Genomic DNA, 17,119 nt, shown 5'->3' with positions numbered 1-17,119 from the left:
ACTTGAATTCTAACACACCTTAACAAATATTTAACAATCCCTAATGAAGGAGAGACACCGTGGCCCAAGAGATATTCAAGCGATACGAGATCAAGTATTTAATCCCATTTGCGAAGTACCTTGAGCTCCGTGAGCTCATCCTCCCGTATATGCATTACGACACGTACGGCAACCCGGAAGGGAAATATAACATCGTCAGCCTCTATTTCGACTCGAACGACAAGTCGATCTATTACGAGACGCGCAACAAACTGCCGTTCCGCCAGAAGCTGCGCCTGCGCGTATACGACCAGGCTGACCTCGGCAGCGCCTCGTTCATCGAGGTGAAACAGAAGTTCAAGAACGTCGTCAACAAGCGCCGGACGATCCTCCCGCTCCATCAGGCGTACGACATCCTGCGCGACCCGAACAAACCGCTCGAGACGGTCGAGGCGTCGAACCCGCAAATTTTGAAAGAAGCGCTCCACTTCCAGCACTTGTACGACTTAAAACCGAACACGGTCGTCAGCTATGACCGGCAAGCGTTCTCCGGGACGTTCGAGAAAGATTTGCGTGTCACGTTCGACTACAACCTCATGTGCCGAAACGACGACCTGCGGATCGAACACGGGCCCGAAGGTCATCATTTCATCGACTCCGGTCTCGTCGTCCTCGAAGTGAAAGTGTCCGAGGTCGTGCCGTTCTGGCTCGCCCGGATTCTCTCCGACCTCGAGTGCAACAAACAGAGCGTCTCGAAGTTCTGTACGAGCGTCGAATTATTGGAACACGAAAACTTAAGCGAAGGTAGGATTTTGTCATGACCGATTTCTTTAACGAAGTACGCCAGCTCGCCGACGTCACCTCGCGCCTTACCGTGCTCGAGGCGGCCGCGGCCATCTTCCTCAGCTTCATCTTGACGCTTTGCATCGCCTATCTCTATAAACGGACGCACACGGGGGCCCGTTACTCCCAATCGTTCGTCCAGACGATTATCATCATGGGCGTCACCGTGTCGGTCATCATGATCGTCATCGGCAACAACGTCGCCGTCGCCTTCGGTCTCGTCGGGGCGTTCTCGATCATCCGCTTCCGGAGCGCGATGAGCGACCCGAAAGACATCGCCTTCATCTTCTTCGGCATGGCGGCCGGCATCTCGTGCGGCCTCGGCTTCTACATACTCGCCATCCTGTTCACGGTGTCGCTGTCGGTCATCATCCTCCTGTTGTACACGTTCGACTTCGGTCGCGGCGGCTCGGACAAGAAGCGGTTGTCGATCACGGTGCCGGAGAATCTGCATGACGAGACGGCGTTTGACGGGGTGCTGTCGGCGCACTACAAGTATTATGCGCTCCGCTCGGTCGAGACGACGAACCTCGGCACGATGATCCAGCTCGTCTATATCGTCCAAAACAAGGACGGCGTCAAAGACAAACAGATTATCGATGAGCTCCGTAAGATGAACGGCAACTTGAAAGTGTCCGTCAACTATTTGAACACGGAAATCTTCTGACATGAAAAATCGGCCCTCGCGAGAGGACCGATTTTTTTATTTGACGATGACCGTCGTGATCTTGCTGACTTTTTTCGTCACATCTTCCACATGGACCGACAAGCGCTCGCCTTTTTTCAAGGCGCGGGTTTTCGCCGTGTACGTGCCAGCGAGCGTCACTTTCGACTTCCCGATGACGCGTTTTTGTGCGTCACGGACGACGACCGTCATGCCGGCTTGGGCTTTCCCTGTCACGTGTTTCGCGTTCGCACGCGGTGCCGTGACACTCGGTGCGTTCGGACGGAGTCCTTTCGCGACCGTGATGCGTTCCCCGGTGAAGAGTGAACCGTTCGTATACGTCACGCGGAGCACCGTGCCCGGTTTTTGCGGCGTGAGCGACATCGTCACGTTTCCGTTTCGAGCCGTCCCCCATCCGATGCGCTTCGTCCCGTTATAGACGTTGACGACCGTGTCCGGTTTCGCCGCGACCGTGAACACCGGCGCGTTGTCGAACACGCGGCCTGGCTTCGGCGCGATTTGAAGCATCGACTCAGCGCGATAGACGTTCACTTTCCCATATCCGCTGACGACGTCATAGTATGGGAGGAGCGGCACCTTCAATTCGTCGAGCACTTGCTGCATCCCGTCATACATGCGCGGGTCTTTTGGCGCGTCGCCACCCGTGAAGGCGAGTGGTTCGGCCGAGCGGCGAAGGATCGAGCGGACGCCTTCGACCGTCATGCGCGGATGCTGGGACACGAGAAGCGCCACGGATGCGGCGACGTGCGGGGTCGCCATGCTCGTCCCGTCCATATAGACGACGTTGCCGTCCGGCACGAGACTCGCGACTTTCGAGCCCGGGGCGACGACATCGACGTTGAGGCCGAAGTTCGAATAGTCGCTGACGAGACCGAACGTGTTCGTCGCGCCGACCGAGATCGTATATTTCGACGAGGCCGGGTACGACAAGAGCGACTGGCCGTCGTTCCCCGTCGCGGCGACGATGATGACACCGCGGTCATGGGCATACTTCAACATGTAGCCGATCGTCCGGCTCTCTGAACCACCGAGGCTCATGTTGATGACTTTCGCCCCGGCATCGACGGCGTACTTGATGCCGAGTGCGATTTGGTCAGTCTCCCCGTAACCCCATGAATCGAGTACTTTCACCGGCAAGATCGAGACGTTCGGCATCATGCCGCGCATCGAGGTGCCGTTGTTCTGCGCGGCGGCGATGACGCCGGCGACGTGTGTGCCGTGACCGTGGTCATCGATCGCATCGCCTTCCCCGTTCGGGTCGACGAAGTTCTTCCCGTTCTTCACATCGACTTTCCCTTTCAAGTCGAGGAGTCGGTGGTCGACCCCGGTATCGAGCACGGCGACTTTCACGCTACGGGCGTTCAGTTTGAGCGCCTCGTACTTATCGAGCCCGATGCCCGCATCCGCGAACGGCTTCAAGATGGAACGGCTGTTGACCGACCATTGATAGCTGTACGTCGGATCGGCCATGAACGCGGAGTATTTCTCGATTGGCTCGATGTATTCGACGTTCGGGTCGTTATTCAGCATCGTTTGGGCTGACGCTTGCGTCTTCGCTGACGCCGCCTCGACGTCGACGAGGGCGAAGTGGTCACCTGACGCCCCGATTGACAGGCGTTCGGCCGAGACGTCACGCAGTGCGTTCATCTTGCCGATCGACTGGCTCGGTGATGACTTGTATTTAACGATATAGCGCGGCGCGTCCGAAACGTTCACCGTGATGCCGATGCGGTCGAACACGTCCGTGATCGGCGTCCCGGCGAGTTCGTCCATTCCGACGCTGCCTGCGACCGAGGCGATGTCCGCCTTCAAGCCTTCCGGCACGCTCTGGTTGACGAGGGCGTGCATCCGGTTGATTGCCGTCGCTTCTTTTGATGAGACCGTATGCTGTTTCCGGTCGACGAGCGCCGTCAAGAGCGGTTTCAACGTCATGAGGTCTTGATAGGCCGCTTGACGTTTCGCCTTGTCGAACGTGACCGCCTTGACGATATACGGCGAGGCGCGGTAGTAAAGTGCCGCGAGCTCACGCCCTTGTTCCGACTGGTTGAGGACACCGGTCTGGACGTGGCGAATCAACTCGAGCATCGTCTTTTTATCGTTCGCTGACATGAAGATCGTTTCGACGGCGCACATGTCGCCGCCTTGTTGCTCATACTTCACCGGCAGTTTGACCGGGTTGTAGACGAGCTCGATCTCCGAGGCGAACTGGGACAAGTCCGGCTCGCCCGGCGGTTCTTCCGATTCTTCCCCTTCTTCAAGCGAGAAGCTCTCTTCCGGCGGGTACATGTCCGGCATCTCCATCGGCATATACTCGACTTTCACATAGTACGGTCCTTGCCAAGCGTATGGGAGGTTGATTGTCGCTTTCCCGTCCTCTTTCGAGGCGCTCGCCCGATACGGGTAAAACGTCTCGTCCTTCGCGCCCATGTCCGCACTCGGATAGACCGAGATGTGAGCGAGCTTCGTCGCTTCCATGACGATTTGCATATGCGTCATGTCACTCGGACCGTTCCGTTCTAGCTTGAACCAGTATGTATTGACCGGTTCGACGCCCGTCGTGAACGTGACAGCCTTCCCGGCCTCAAGCCGTGCCGCCTGCTTCATGCCGGCCCCGGCATCGGCGTGGATGCGTGGCGGGACGAGCGAGACGACGAGTAGGACCGCGAGCAATGTCGCAACGGTCCGTTGCACCATTCGTTTCATCTTGTTTCCCTCTTTTCCAAGTATTAGGTGAATCACCTTGGATATAGTATACGGGATATGACAGAAAATGTTTCAATTGTGTTACGAAAAGATTTCATCTTGATTTCGGAATTTTGAACACCAGCGTATTGACAAGTCGTCCCGCGCCCGGTAAAGTGACGATAACATCATACGAACTCGCGATGAGAAAGAAGAGTAGCGCGAAGGGACGTCTCCAGAAAGCCGGTGGTCGATGCGAACCGGTGACGTGTCTTGCGTGAATGGGCTTTTGAGCGTTCAGACCGATATGTAGGCTCTGACGGGTCCTCCCGTTACCGAGGACAGCGAATGATTGTTCGCGATGAGTGGGGAGACATGTCGTCTCTCAACGAAGGTGGCAACACGGGGAATCTCCTCGTCCTTCATGTCCGTTTGGGCATGTCGGGCGGGGAGATTTTTTTATTTTAAGGAGGTCAATCTTATGGAACAACGAATCATCAACGGCGACGAACTGACACCGGTGGCCATCTTCCACCGTCTAAAAGGTGAACGAAAAGTATTGCTCGAAAGCCGCGCCGAAGGCAAACATGGCCGCTACTCGATTGTCGCAGCGAATCCGGTCGAGACGATTCGTGTTGACGGGACGAGTGTTTCGGACGCGAACGGAACGATTGAGACGGCCGATCCGCTCGCCCACTTGTCCGCGCTCATCACCCGTGACGTTCCGGACGTCCCGTACCCGTTCATCGGCGGCGCCATCGGCTATATCGGTTACGACATGCAGCGTGTCTATGAACCGATTCCGAACACGCCGTGCGAGACGCGCAGCTTGCCGGACGCATTGTTCCAGCGTTACGAGACGGTCGTCTTGTATGACCACCTCGAGGAACAGGTCATCTTGATCGACACCGGCGACACGGACGCGACGGAACGGCTCGACGAGATTCAGCGTCAACTCGAGACGGCGCAGACGCACACGCTCGAACCGGTCGTCCGGACGAGCGAGCGCATCTTGACCGAAAAAGACGCATTCATCGAACGCGTCTTGAAGGCGAAAGAGGCGATTCTCGCCGGCGAGGTGTTCCAACTCGTCTTATCGCAACGAATCGACGCGACGTTCACCGGCGACCCGTTCCACTTTTACCGGACGCTCCGGAAACAGAACCCGAGCCCGTACTTGTTCTATATCGACCTCGGGGAAGCGATCGTCCTCGGTGCCTCCCCGGAGAGCCTCGTCCAAGTGAGCGGGAGCCGGGTGACGACGAACCCAATCGCCGGCACACGCCCGCGCGGCAAGACGGTCGAGGAAGACATCCGTCACGGCGAGTCGCTCCTCGCCGACGAGAAAGAACTCGCCGAGCACCGGATGCTCCTCGACCTCGGGCGAAACGATATCGGCCGCGTCGCCAAGGTCGGCACGGTCACGATCCCGAAACAGATCGAGCTCGAACGGTTCAAAAACGTCATGCACCTCGTCTCCGAGGTCGAAGGCGAGCTGCGTGACGACTTGAATCCGATTGACGCTTTGCGCGCCTGTCTTCCGGCCGGCACCGTCTCCGGGGCGCCGAAGATTCGGGCGATGCAGCTCATCGACGAGCTCGAGACGGTGAAACGGGAAGTGTACGCCGGGGCGGTCGGCTATCTCGACGTCCGGGGCGGGTTCGACTTCGCCCTCGCCATCCGGACGATGGTCGTGCAAGGCGACACGGCCCATGTCCAAGCCGGTGCCGGGATCGTCTATGACTCCGACCCCGTGTCGGAATATGAAGAGACGCTGCATAAGGCCAAATCCCTTTTGGAGGTGTTCGCATGATTTTACTCATCGACAACTACGACTCGTTCACGTATAACGTCTATCAGGACGTCGCCCGGTTCAGTGACGTCATCGTCGTCCGGAACGACGAACTCTCGGTCGAGGCGATTCGTGACCTCAATCCATCCGGCATCATCATCTCCCCTGGCCCCGGTGGCCCACAGGACGCCGGCGTCTCGCTCGACGTCGTCCGGGAGCTGTCCGGCGTGATTCCGATACTCGGTGTCTGTCTCGGCCATCAAGTCATCGCCGAGGCGTTCGGCGGGACGGTCGGCCGAGCAAATCAAGTCATGCATGGGAAGACGTCACGCATTTTGACGACCCCGTCCGTCTTATTCGATGGCGAGCCGCTCGATGTCATGCGCTATCACTCACTCGTCGTTCAAGCGACGGAACTTCCTGTCACCGCTCGCACGGAAGACGGTGTCATCATGGCACTCGAGCATCCCGAGCATCCGACATATGGCGTCCAGTTCCACCCTGAGTCAATCGGGACGCCCGAGGGACGAAATCTGTTCGAGCGGTTCGTTGCATGTTGCGTGAAAAGTGCGGGGCATGTGTCCTCGGTCTGAGTGTGACGAAATACATCACTCAAGCGTGTCTCCACGAAAATCGGAGATGCGCTTTTTTACCGTTTCTCAATCATAACCTGAAATATAGCTCACCATTCTCTAAACATACTTATTTCTGTTCAAAATGAGTATGTTTATCACGTACATACCATCATAAATCAGTTATATTAGAATTAAACATATTCAAAAATCAATCAAATGACTATGTTTAATCAATTTTGGTTATAAATGGGGATGAGTGTTATGCGAAATTACGATTATCAATATTTAAGAAATCTCGCCTTGCCGATGGAAACCGTACGATTGATTGGTCGCATCAATGAATATAAAGGCAAACAAGACCTATATAAACAACAGGCGCCTCAAATCTTGAACACGTTACGTGACGTCGCGGTCATTCAATCGACAAAGGCTTCCAATGCGATTGAGGGAATCGTCGTGACCGAGAGCCGCCTACACACCATCATGTCGAAGACCTCGGATCCGGCCGACCGCTCAGAAGCTGAAATTGCCGGGTACCGGGATGTATTGAACTTAATCCATGCTTCAGCCCAAGATATCCCAATCAACCCGAACATCCTGCTCCAGCTTCATAAAGAACTCTACAAATTTGTTCCGGTCGAAGGCGGGCGCTGGAAAAATATCGATAACGAGATTAGCGAGACCTTCCCCGACGGTACGCGTCGGACGCGCTTCGTACCTGTCCCAGCATTCGAGACCCCGACGGCTGTTCAGGCCTTATGCGACAGTGTAAAAGAACGTCGGCAAAACGAAGACGTCGATTCACTCATCTTGACTAGTATGTTCGTCCTCGACTTTTTATCGATTCATCCGTTCAATGACGGGAACGGACGAATGGCCCGGCTGGTGACTTTGTTGCTGTTGTATCAATTCGGCTTTGAGGTCGGCCGCTATATTAGTCTCGAAAAGATTGTCGAGGAACGGAAAGAGGACTACTATGAGTCTCTACGGTTGTCATCGATCCATTGGCATGAGAACCGACAAGACCCATTCCCATGGATCAACTATCTGTTGAGCGTGATTCTTGCGGCATACAAAGAATTAGAAGAGCGCGTAGGACTTGTCACGTCAGGCAGTCAAAGCAAGAGCATCCGGATTAGACGATTCGTAGAAGGGAGAATCGGGCCGTTTACCAAGTCGGATATTCGGAACGCCTGCCCCGACATCAGTGAGGCAACCATCAACCGAGTTCTTCGGGAATTGCGGGATGAAGGGGAAATCGCTCCATCTGGACTCGGCCGGAGTGCGAAATGGATTAAGCAATGACTCGAATGCAGAGGGTAGCACGCTTCCTCAACCAGAGGCGGAAATTCATTTCACAACGTTTACGTTTGAAAAGACATACGATCAAGGAGAATTGACATGAGTCTATTTGAATACATCAGTCTGTCTGCAACTGCATGGTTTATGGGATTCTTCCCCATGTTCGAAATCTATTTGGCCATCCCGAGTACGATGTTACTCGGTCTCGATCATGTCTCTGCGGTGCTTTGGGCCGGGTTCGGTAACTTCTTGCCGGTTCCCCTGCTCGCGTATTTCTATGATTGGCTCCATCGTTTCAAACGCCTCAGCGGCTGGCTCGATCGTCTAGAGAAGCACCGCTTCAGTCATTTGATGCGCGAGCATGGCAGCTGGTCGATTATCCTCGTCACGCCATTACTCGGGTCATGGGTCGTCGGTGTGATTGGGCATTCGATTGGAATGAGGCGTTCTACACTCCTCATCTATTCAGCTATCAGCATATTCGGGTATGGCGTGATCATCGCTTGGCTCACCTCGAAAGGCATCGAGTTCACATTCTGAGACACGCCTGACGTCGTTCGCAAATGAAAAGGTATCGGACTCATTCTGACATGAATGAATCTGATACCTTTTTTGTGCTAGATTACTCAAGTCTGATTTTCTGCATTAAGAGGAAATCACGTCCTCGTCTCTTTCTGTGAAAAACGCATCCAACTGAAAATCATGCTTATCGAGCACGATCTGTTCGCGCGCAATGCCCCGCTCACATAGCGTCGCAATCGTCTCACGCAAAAAGTCATCGCTTCCGACGACGTAATATAGTCCGTCCAAATCCTGCGCGAGCGTCTTGACCGCCTCGTGATAACGAACGCGACTGTCGACGAAGTCAGCCGTGAACGTATCGGTCGACGTGAAAACATCTTGAAATAGATAGTTGGCCGACGAGTCGACGTTTAACGAATGGAGGTGCGGGACGCCTTCCCCGTCCGTCAAATAGTCGAGCACGAGCGGACGGAACGTCGCGAGCCCTACCCCGGCCGACAACAAGTAGACGTTCTTCCCGACGCGCTTCAACGGCACGTTCGAATACGTTTTGAAAATCGCTACGTTCTCGCCGAGCGCCATTTCCCGGAGAATCGATTTGAACTCGGAACATTCTTTTTTGATACGCGTCGTGATGCCAATCACGCCTTCTCGCGGCAACGTCGAGATGGACATGTGGCGAATCAAACTCCGGTTCGGTCGCTCTTCTTTGTTGAACCCTTCGAGCGCGAAATGCGTGTGCGCCCCTTCCTCCCACGTGAAGCCGTCTGGCCGTTCGAGTCGGAACGTGTATGTATCAGCCGCTTCTTCGATGACCTCTAAAATCGGTGTCCAGTAAATCTGCATCGTCGTCACTTCCTTCTATAATGATTAGTAGACCGCGATCGGTCCGTACGGGCCTTGGATGACCTCGAGCTTCGTCTCGAAGATGTCGGACAGGATGTCCCCGTTCATAATCTCGTCGACCGTCCCGAACGCGGCGATCTGTCCGTCTTTCATCGCACAGATGCGGTCCGAGTATTTGGCCGCGAAGTTAATATCGTGGAGCACGGTGACGATCGTCCGCCCGAACTCGTCGGCGACGTGCCGTAAGTATTCCATCATCTGTACCGAGCGGGCGATGTCTAAATTGTTGAGCGGCTCGTCGAGGAGGACATATTCCGTCTCTTGACAGAGCACCATCGCGACGTACGCCCGTTGGCGCTGGCCGCCCGACAGTTCGTCGAGGTAGCGGTGCTCGAGATGCGTCAAATCGAGGAAGTCGATGTATTTCGAGATGATCGCCTCATCTTCTTTCGTCAACCGCCCCTTCGAGTACGGGAAACGTCCGAAACCGGCGAGTTGGCGCACGGTCAAGCGTGTCACGAAATGATTCTCTTGCCGGAGAATCGTGATGATTTTCGCCAAGTCTTTCGACTTCGTGCTCGACACGTCCATCCCGGCGACTTGAATCTGACCCGCGTCTAAATGGAGCAGACGGCCGATCATCATGAGCGTCGTCGACTTCCCAGCCCCGTTCGGACCGATGAGCGACGTGAAGCCGGCCTTCGGGATATCAAGGTCGATCGGCCCGATGTGGACGTTATCCGTATACGATTTTTTCACTTGTTCGAGTTGTATCATAAGGACCTCCGCTTAAGAATGACTGCCAAGAAAATGATGCCACCGAACAGTTCGATGATGACGGAGACGACGCTTGGCGTGTTGAAGATGTGGTACATGAAGAAGTAGGCGCTCGTCAAAACGAAGAAGCCGAGCGCGAACGCCATCGGGAAGACGTATTTATGGTCATACGTCGAGGCGACCTGGTAGCTGAGCGTCGCGACCAAGAAACCGAAGAACGTGAGCGGCCCGATGAGCGCCGTCGACACCGACATGAGGAGCGAGATAAGAATGAGCGTATAGATGACGCTCCCGCGATGGTTCACCCCGAACGACGTCGCCACGTCCTTCCCGAGCGAGACGAGATTGAGTCGGTTCGAGAACGCGTACAATAATACCCCGACGACGAGCACGAGCGGGATGACGATCGGGAAGTAGGCCGCGTCCGCGTTCGTCACCGAACCGAACAGCCGCGCCTGCAAGATGTCAAAGTCGGACGGGGCGAGCATGCGGCGCATGAACGTCGACACCGAGTTGAGCCCGGTCCCGATGATAATCCCGACGAGCAGCATGAGCTGCAGGTTGGCGTATTTCCCCGACAATAACCAGCCGTATAGCAAAAGACTCATGAGCACCATCAGTCCGACCTGCGTCAAGAACGCACCGGTCCCCGTAAAACCGACGAAGGCGCCGGCACCGAAGAAGAAAATCATGCTCGTCTGAATCGTCGAATAGAGCGCATCATACCCGAGGAGCGATGGCGTGATGATGCGGTTGTTCGTCACCGAATGGAACGCGACGGTCGCGAGGCTCTGACAGAGCGCCGCGATCGCCATCGTCGTGACGGCGACGACGCGCCGCTCGACGACCGGCCAGAACGACGGCGAGTCAATCGGGACCGGATTGTTGTAAAGCAACAGTCCGAGCGCGCACAACACCCCGCCGATGATGAAGACGGCGAGGAAGAGCCAGTAGCGTCGCTCCTCCCGCCTCGAACGGAACGCCGACGCGCTCCGCTCCTTTCCGTGAAGCGGATGGACGTCCACTTCGTACACTTCTTTCTCGATGACCGTACTCATCGAACCCCTCCCCGCTTGCGCTGTCTAAGTAAAATCCCGATGAAGACGAACGCACCGACCGTCCCGAGAATGAGTGAGACCGGCAGTTCGAACGGTGCGATAATCGTCCGGGAAATCAAGTCACTGACGAGAATCGCCCCCATGCCGACGACACATACCCACGGCAAGTTGCTGCGGAGGTCGTCCCCCCGAAACATCGAGACGAGGTTCGGGACGATTAAGCCGAGGAACGGCAAATTGCCGATGACCGTCGCCACGACACCGACCGAGAGGGCGATGAGCCCGGTCGCGACCATCATGAGCTGGTTGTAGTTCACGCCAAGGCTCGTCGCGACGTCCTCCCCGAGCCCCGCGAGCGTCAATCGGTTCGCGAGCAAAAAGATGAGCACCGTCGAGATGAGGATGAGCCATAAATACTCATAGCGTCCGACCTGGACCGAGGCGAACGAGCCGACGAACCAGCCTTCGAGCGTCTGGCTCATCCGGAAGAACAGGCCGAGGAACGTGGAGACGGCCGAAATGACGGCACCGAGCATGAGCCCGATAATCGGGACGATCAACGACGACCGGAGTTTGACCGAACGTAAAAACCAAAAGAACACCATCGTACCGACGAACGAGAACACGATTGCCCCCGTCATCCGCATCATGAGCGTCGGTGCCGGGACGAGCAAGTACACGGTCAAGAGCCCGAGCCCGGCCCATTCGAGTGTCCCGGTCGTCGTCGGTTCGACGAGCCGGTTTTGGGTGATGAGCTGCATGACGAGCCCCGACATCGCCATCGCCGCCCCCGTCAACATGAGGGCGACCGTCCGCGGGACACGGGTGATCCAAAACATATCGAAGTCGGCGCGAATATCATACACGCCCGTAACGAGCGATAAGACCGCAAGCATCAACACGACGAGCGTCGCGAAGATGAACGACTTCGTCCATATGGTAGAAAAGGAGGGCTGAGACAATGTCTCAGCCCGAGTTAGTGGTGTTTGCACGATAGCACGCCTTACTTCTTGAGCGCTTGTGCGATGTCGTTGAACATTTCAGCGTACGTTTGAATCGACTCGTTCAAGTATGTGTCGTTCGGTGCGTAGACGATGTTCTTTTCTTTGACGGCTGTCGTCTTTTGAAGCGCCGGGGCGTTGTCGATGACGTCCGCCGCCGGTACGGCACCTTCCGCTCCTTCGAGTGGTGCGTCGCGGTCGAGGACGAAGAGCCAGTCCGGATTGCTTTCGGCGATTGCTTCGACCGAGACTTCATCCCCTTGGTGGTCGGTTGTCGTCTTCTCGACTTCTAGCGCCGGTGTCCAGCCGAAGATGTCATACATCGGGCCATAGACGCGACCTGAAATCGGTGCCGAGAAGCCGATGTCTCCGCCTGAGACGATGACCGACATGATCGTGTCTTCGCCGTTGTAGGCTGATTTCACGCCATCGATTGAGTTGTCGAGGTCCGCGACGAGCTGTGCCGCCTCTTCGTTCTTATCAAAGATTTTCCCGAGCGTGAGCGTCGTGTCCGTCAACCCTTTGACCAAAATCTCACCCGGAGTGCCCGTATCTTCCGGGATATCGATGTACAAGTCAATCACGGCCGCGTTCGGTACGAGTTTTTTGATGTCTTCGTAGTAATCGGCGAAACGTTGCCCGACGATGACGACGTCCGGGTCGACGCCTGCAATCGCCTCTAAGTTCGGCTCAAAGTGCATGCCGACGTCGGCGATGTCGCTGTCTTTCGCATATGGCGACTCGGCCGGCAACAATCCGATCGGTGCCGCCGCGAGTTCGATGTCCCACGCCGCGAGCGTCTCGAACGTACGGTTGTCGAGGGCGACGACCTTCTTCGGGTTGACCGGTACTTCAATCGTGCCGTGCGCATCGGTGATTTCAACCGTTTTCGGTGCCTCGGCACCTTCCACTTCTCCTGTTTCTTTCGTCTCTGTCGTCCCGCCGCATGCGGCAAGCACGAAGATGAGTACTGTCAACATGAGTGACACTTTCAATTTCCCCATTCTGTCCATCTCCTTATGTATTTAGTTTGAATGACACTCGTCTCAACTCGAACGTGTCCACGTCTTCTGTTCTATGTATGGACGCTTCTATGGACTCGTTCTCATTGATAATGATTATCATTGTCGTTTTCATTGAGAAGCATATCAAACAAAAAAAGGATGTGCAATGCCAAATTGTCAAAAAGGGACTGGGAATATTTTTCTTTCCTTATACGCAAAAAAATCATTCATGTATGAGTAATCGGTTCGACAAGACAATTCAGACTTGATATATTGACTTTACTGACCGTTCAGTAAAGTTAATGAGGTGAACATGATGAACAAAAAACAATTACTGCTCGAGACGGCCGCCCAGATGATTCGGGAGGACGGCATTCAACAACTATCGCTCGAGCGGCTCGCCGCGCGTGTCGGCATCACGAAAGCCGGTGTGCTCTACCACTTCGAGACGAAAGACAATTTGCTCCGCCAAATGAACGAACTCGCCATCACCGAGTTCGAGACACGGATCCATCATCATATGACGGACGGACCGTACCCGTTCACACGAGCTTACGCCCAGGCGACACTCGACTATCTGGACGCGGCACGAATCGGCCTGAGCGCCGTCTTCATCTCGTCGCAAGAAGATGCGAGCGGTGCTATCTGGAACGAGGCGGCACGCCGATGGGATGAACGCTTTCTTGCCGACGGGACCGACCCGCGCGTACTCGAACTTCGGCTGTTATGTGACGGGTTCTGGTTCGCGTTGACGTACGGCTATAGCGACGCCTTCAAGGACGAGGCCGCCCGGCTCATCCTCCAAAAGTGTGACGCGCTCGAACAGGCAGGTGGCTAAGATGGGCTTCCTCTATCTCGCCGGAGCGATCATCTCTGAAGTGTTCGGCTCGAGCATGCTCAAGCTCAACGCGACGTCGTCGACCCGTCTCCCGATTGTCGGGGTCGCGCTCGGCTATGTGACGGCGTTTTATCTATTGTCGCTCGCCCTCCTCTCCATCCCGCTCAGCTTCGCCTACGCGTTTTGGAGCGGGGTCGGTACGGCTGCGACGGCACTCATCGGGTTTCTCGTCTTCAACGAGCAAGTCCGTAAACAGACCGTTGCCGGCATCGGACTCGTCATCGTCGGACTCGTGTTGATGAAAGTATAGGAGGGAGACGGATGAAAGGATATATATTCTTACTGTTCTCGATCGCGTTCGAGGTGCTCGGGACCTCGATGCTGAAGCTGTCGGACGGGTTCACACAACTCGTTCCGAGCATGATCCTGCTCGCAAGTTTCGCCGTCTCGTTCACACTCATGGGCATCGTCTTAAAGACGATTCCGCTCAGCATCGCCTACAGCGTCTGGGCTGGCCTCGGCACGGTCGCGACGGGGCTCATCGGCGTGTTCGTCTACGGCGAGGTGTTGTCGACGTTGAACAGTATCGGACTCATCGTCATCGTGCTCGGTGTCATCGTCATGAATTTCGGGAAAACGAATACGGTACACGGTTGACGTTTTTTCGGAAGGAGTGACGCGATGCTCGCACCATTGATTGAAGAGAAAGAACGACTGTTGTTGACGAAGGAAGTGCGGACGTCTCCAGAGCGGTTGCGCGAACTCGTGACCGAAGATTTCTTTGAAATCGGCAGCTCCGGACGCCTCCTCTACAAAGAAGAGGACACGAACACGATGGACCTCGGCGAGATCGACGTCTCGCTCACCGACTTCAACCTCGAAGTCATCCGTGACGACGTCGTCCTCGCCACGTACCGGACCGAGAATCACATGACCGGAAAGACTGCGCTTCGCAGCTCGATTTGGGTACGGATTGACGGAACGTGGAAAATGAAGTTTCATCAAGGAACACCCATTCCATAAAACAAAGGAGCACCCGCGATGGGTGCTCCTTTGTCATGTCGCTTGAATCATCTCGACTCGGTTGCCGAACGGGTCGCGGAACTCGAACCGGTCAAAGCCGGGAATCGGGATGCCTTCGATTCGGTCAATTCCTTCCGCTTCCAACCGTCGTCCCCATGCCTCCAAATTAGTAACGGCATAGGCGACGTGGGCTTTCGTTCGGGAGCGGTCGACGCCGTCCTCTGCGCCGACGTGGACGCTCTGGTCACCGAGTTTGAGCCAAAATCCGCCGCGCCCTCGCAGCGACGCGGGCTTTTCCATCTCTTCTAACCCGAGCAAATCGCAATAGAAGGCCCGGGCCCGCGCTTCTTCTCCAGTCGGGATTGTGATTTGTACGTGATGGATACCTAGAATCATGTTGCTTTCCCCTTTCGATACGTCAAGCCGACGAACTGCAGCTTCTCATTGAACAGGCGCGGATACGCGAGATAGCCGACCATGACGGCCGAAATCGTCGCCGTCGTCAAGATGAGGAACAAGATGAGGAGTTGATACAATACCGCCTCCATCGGGTCGGCTCCGCCGATGATGAGCCCGCTCATCATGCCCGGCAGTTGGACGAGCCCCATCGTCTTTTGCGCCTCGACCGTCGGAATCATGCTCGTGCGGATGGCGTTCTTCAAGCTCCGGTCAATCGCCGTCTTCGGCGCCCCGCCCATCGACAAAATGAGTTCAATCACCTCGTCACTCCGCTCGACCTCGTCTTTGAACTTGTTCAAGAACAGGAGCGACAACACCATACAGTTGCCGATGACCATGCCGCTAATCGGGATGACCTTGTCCGGCTCGAACGGGATGATGCCGAGCCCGAGCATAAGCCCCATCGTCAGCGCCTCGACCGTGACGAGCGTGAGGACGATCATCCACGTGATGCCGGGGATGCCGTCCCCTTTTTTGATGATGTTCTGCGTCGCCGCCCCGATCATGAGAAGGATCATGAAGAGCATGAACACCGGGTTGTCGCTCTCGAAGACGAACGTCAAGATGTACCCGATCACCAACAGTTGGATGATGGAACGCACTGTCGCGATGACGATGTCACGTTCGAGTCCGAGCTTGAGATAAAGCGCCAGTCCGAGCGGGATGGCGACAAAGATGAGCGACGTCAACAGTTCGACGAACGTCATAGCTCTTCCCCCCTCACGAACCGCCCGATCATCGGATTATCCGACTCGTCGATGAACGAGGCGTCCCCGAACTCGATCAACTCGCCGTTCCGTAAAAACCACATGTCGTCACTGACGCGCCGCGCTTGATCCAAGTCATGGGTGATCCAGATGACGGTGACCCCATATTCGCGCTGCAGGCGGACGATGAGCCGTTCAATCTCTTTCACCGTCCGATAGTCGAGGCTCGCCGTGATCTCATCTAACAGGAGCACGTCCGGTTTATTGACGAGCGTCCGAGCGATGGCGACGCGGCTCCGTTCCCCGCCCGACAGCGTCTTGACGGGCTTGTCGAGCATCCGTTCGTCCAAGTCGACAGCTTGTAATAGCGAGGCCGCCTTATCTCGGTCGAGCGTCTCCCCGAAAATCGCTTTCGGCAAGTTCAAATTGTCATACACCGTTCCGTCAATCATCGGCGCACTTTGGAACGCCATGCCGATGTTTTTACGGAGCGCGATGATGTCGAGCTCTTGAATGTTTTCTCCCTTGAAATACACCTCGCCCGAATCCGGAGACAGCAGTCCGTTGATGTGTTTCAAACACGTCGTCTTCCCTGCCCCGCTCGGGCCGACGAACGTCGTGATACGCCCTTCCCGGAAGTAGCCCGTCACGTTATGTAAAATGTCTCCGTGACTGACGCCATTAAACTCGATGATCTGCATCGTTCATCGACCCTTTCTGTCATTTAATCGCGAATACATATACAAGTCATCAAACTTACCGCGCGTGAACTCATAGCTTCGAAGCAACCCTTCGTGTAAGAAACCGTGTCGTTCAAGTAGTTGCATCGACGCGTGGTTTTCTGGTTCGACGAGCGCTTCAATCCGCATAAGTCGAAGCTCATGAAACCCATATGCGACGACGGCTTCAAGCGCTTCCCCGGCAATGCCTTTCCCCCATTGACACTCCCACGGCTAAAGCCGCAAGCTCACCCTTCGGGATGAGTGGGATTCTGAAGTGCTTGTGCGAGCGCAGTCCATTTCTGTT

At 55.6% G+C, this 17,119-nt stretch carries 19 protein-coding genes, 1 pseudogene and 1 other annotated feature; of the genes and pseudogenes, 10 read left to right on the top strand and 10 right to left on the bottom strand.

Going from position 1 to position 17,119, the window contains the following annotated elements; genetic code table 11:
- The first annotated feature begins 59 nt into the window (after nucleotides 1–59).
- Nucleotides 60–800, top strand: coding sequence for a polyphosphate polymerase domain-containing protein (locus KNP76_RS03745; RefSeq protein ID WP_214842773.1), 741 nt, complete (start codon nucleotides 60–62; stop codon nucleotides 798–800).
- Nucleotides 797–1,489 (top strand): DUF4956 domain-containing protein, encoded by a 693-nt coding sequence (locus KNP76_RS03740; RefSeq protein ID WP_034817794.1) that lies wholly within the window; start codon nucleotides 797–799, stop codon nucleotides 1,487–1,489. The genes KNP76_RS03745 and KNP76_RS03740 overlap by 4 nt, the downstream gene beginning before the upstream one ends.
- A gap of 36 nt (nucleotides 1,490–1,525) precedes the next feature.
- On the opposite strand, the gene KNP76_RS03735 is transcribed toward KNP76_RS03740, so the two are convergent.
- On the bottom strand, nucleotides 1,526–4,210 hold the full coding sequence (locus KNP76_RS03735) for a S8 family peptidase (RefSeq protein ID WP_214842771.1): 2,685 nt from the start codon (nucleotides 4,208–4,210) through the stop codon (nucleotides 1,526–1,528).
- Between the two features lie 173 nt (nucleotides 4,211–4,383).
- Nucleotides 4,384–4,615 (top strand) — a binding site (T-box leader).
- A 55-nt stretch (nucleotides 4,616–4,670) separates the two neighbouring features.
- Between KNP76_RS03735 and trpE the strand changes: the two genes are divergently transcribed.
- The 4 genes from trpE to KNP76_RS03715 all read left to right on the top strand — a co-directional run bounded on the left by trpE (nucleotide 4,671) and on the right by KNP76_RS03715 (nucleotide 8,398).
- Entirely contained in the window at nucleotides 4,671–6,002 is a 1,332-nt protein-coding gene (gene trpE, locus KNP76_RS03730) for an anthranilate synthase component I (RefSeq protein WP_214842769.1), read from the top strand.
- Complete coding sequence (locus tag KNP76_RS03725) at nucleotides 5,999–6,574, top strand: anthranilate synthase component II (protein WP_214842767.1); 576 nt, start codon at nucleotides 5,999–6,001, stop codon at nucleotides 6,572–6,574. The genes trpE and KNP76_RS03725 overlap by 4 nt, the downstream gene beginning before the upstream one ends.
- A 243-nt stretch (nucleotides 6,575–6,817) precedes the next feature.
- Nucleotides 6,818–7,861 (top strand): Fic family protein, encoded by a 1,044-nt coding sequence (locus KNP76_RS03720; protein ID WP_251137325.1) that lies wholly within the window; start codon nucleotides 6,818–6,820, stop codon nucleotides 7,859–7,861.
- 96 nt (nucleotides 7,862–7,957) lie between these two features.
- Nucleotides 7,958–8,398 carry a small multi-drug export protein gene (locus KNP76_RS03715; RefSeq protein WP_211780628.1) on the top strand — a complete coding sequence of 147 codons (441 nt, stop codon included), beginning with the start codon at nucleotides 7,958–7,960 and terminating at the stop codon, nucleotides 8,396–8,398.
- Between the two features lie 105 nt (nucleotides 8,399–8,503).
- Here KNP76_RS03715 and KNP76_RS03710 read toward each other — a convergent pair whose 3' ends face one another.
- Genes KNP76_RS03710 through KNP76_RS03690 form a run of 5 tightly spaced genes read right to left on the bottom strand, consistent with a single transcriptional unit; the run spans nucleotide 8,504 to nucleotide 13,066 of the window.
- The gene (locus KNP76_RS03710; RefSeq protein WP_214842763.1) at nucleotides 8,504–9,226 is read right to left on the bottom strand and encodes a dihydropteridine reductase; all 723 of its coding nucleotides are present in this window, start codon (nucleotides 9,224–9,226) and stop codon (nucleotides 8,504–8,506) included.
- A 24-nt stretch (nucleotides 9,227–9,250) separates the two neighbouring features.
- Nucleotides 9,251–10,003: an iron ABC transporter ATP-binding protein gene (locus tag KNP76_RS03705; protein WP_214842761.1), complete on the bottom strand. Its 753-nt coding sequence runs from the start codon at nucleotides 10,001–10,003 to the stop codon at nucleotides 9,251–9,253.
- Nucleotides 10,000–11,061: an iron chelate uptake ABC transporter family permease subunit gene (locus KNP76_RS03700; protein ID WP_214842759.1), complete on the bottom strand. Its 1,062-nt coding sequence runs from the start codon at nucleotides 11,059–11,061 to the stop codon at nucleotides 10,000–10,002. The genes KNP76_RS03705 and KNP76_RS03700 overlap by 4 nt, the downstream gene beginning before the upstream one ends.
- On the bottom strand, nucleotides 11,058–12,053 hold the full coding sequence (locus tag KNP76_RS03695; protein ID WP_371816148.1) for an ABC transporter permease: 996 nt from the start codon (nucleotides 12,051–12,053) through the stop codon (nucleotides 11,058–11,060). Before KNP76_RS03695 ends, KNP76_RS03700 begins: the two co-directional genes overlap by 4 nt.
- 11 nt (nucleotides 12,054–12,064) lie before the next feature.
- Nucleotides 12,065–13,066, bottom strand: a complete 1,002-nt coding sequence (locus KNP76_RS03690; protein WP_214842757.1) for a siderophore ABC transporter substrate-binding protein — start codon at nucleotides 13,064–13,066, stop codon at nucleotides 12,065–12,067.
- Nucleotides 13,067–13,382: 316 nt separating this feature from the next.
- Between KNP76_RS03690 and KNP76_RS03685 the strand changes: the two genes are divergently transcribed.
- From KNP76_RS03685 to KNP76_RS03670, 4 genes are read left to right on the top strand one after another with little or no spacing between them, the layout of a single operon-like run.
- A complete protein-coding gene (locus KNP76_RS03685; protein ID WP_214842755.1) occupies nucleotides 13,383–13,904 on the top strand; it encodes a TetR/AcrR family transcriptional regulator in 522 nt (173 codons plus the stop codon).
- A 1-nt stretch (nucleotide 13,905) separates the two neighbouring features.
- Entirely contained in the window at nucleotides 13,906–14,214 is a 309-nt protein-coding gene (locus KNP76_RS03680) for a DMT family transporter (RefSeq protein ID WP_214842752.1), read from the top strand.
- An 11-nt stretch (nucleotides 14,215–14,225) separates the two neighbouring features.
- Nucleotides 14,226–14,561, top strand: a complete 336-nt coding sequence (locus KNP76_RS03675) for a DMT family transporter (RefSeq protein WP_214836478.1) — start codon at nucleotides 14,226–14,228, stop codon at nucleotides 14,559–14,561.
- 24 nt (nucleotides 14,562–14,585) lie between these two features.
- Entirely contained in the window at nucleotides 14,586–14,927 is a 342-nt protein-coding gene (locus KNP76_RS03670; protein ID WP_214842751.1) for a nuclear transport factor 2 family protein, read from the top strand.
- 33 nt (nucleotides 14,928–14,960) lie between these two features.
- On the opposite strand, the gene KNP76_RS03665 is transcribed toward KNP76_RS03670, so the two are convergent.
- From KNP76_RS03665 to KNP76_RS03650, 4 genes and pseudogenes are all read right to left on the bottom strand, one after another.
- Nucleotides 14,961–15,323: a VOC family protein gene (locus tag KNP76_RS03665; protein WP_214842749.1), complete on the bottom strand. Its 363-nt coding sequence runs from the start codon at nucleotides 15,321–15,323 to the stop codon at nucleotides 14,961–14,963.
- On the bottom strand, nucleotides 15,320–16,093 hold the full coding sequence (locus KNP76_RS03660; RefSeq protein ID WP_214842747.1) for an ABC transporter permease: 774 nt from the start codon (nucleotides 16,091–16,093) through the stop codon (nucleotides 15,320–15,322). Before KNP76_RS03660 ends, KNP76_RS03665 begins: the two co-directional genes overlap by 4 nt.
- Nucleotides 16,090–16,794 (bottom strand): ABC transporter ATP-binding protein, encoded by a 705-nt coding sequence (locus tag KNP76_RS03655; RefSeq protein WP_214842745.1) that lies wholly within the window; start codon nucleotides 16,792–16,794, stop codon nucleotides 16,090–16,092. Before KNP76_RS03655 ends, KNP76_RS03660 begins: the two co-directional genes overlap by 4 nt.
- Nucleotides 16,795–16,797: 3 nt before the next feature.
- Nucleotides 16,798–17,031, bottom strand: a pseudogene (locus KNP76_RS03650) (GNAT family N-acetyltransferase); the annotation flags it as partial.
- Between the last annotated feature and the right edge of the window lie 88 nt (nucleotides 17,032–17,119).

Source organism: Exiguobacterium sp. s150 (genome assembly GCF_018618435.1).
GTDB classification, from domain to species: domain Bacteria; phylum Bacillota; class Bacilli; order Exiguobacteriales; family Exiguobacteriaceae; genus Exiguobacterium; species Exiguobacterium alkaliphilum.
Note: the sequence above shows the minus strand (reverse complement) of the source record. Positions and strands in the feature narration are given on the sequence as shown.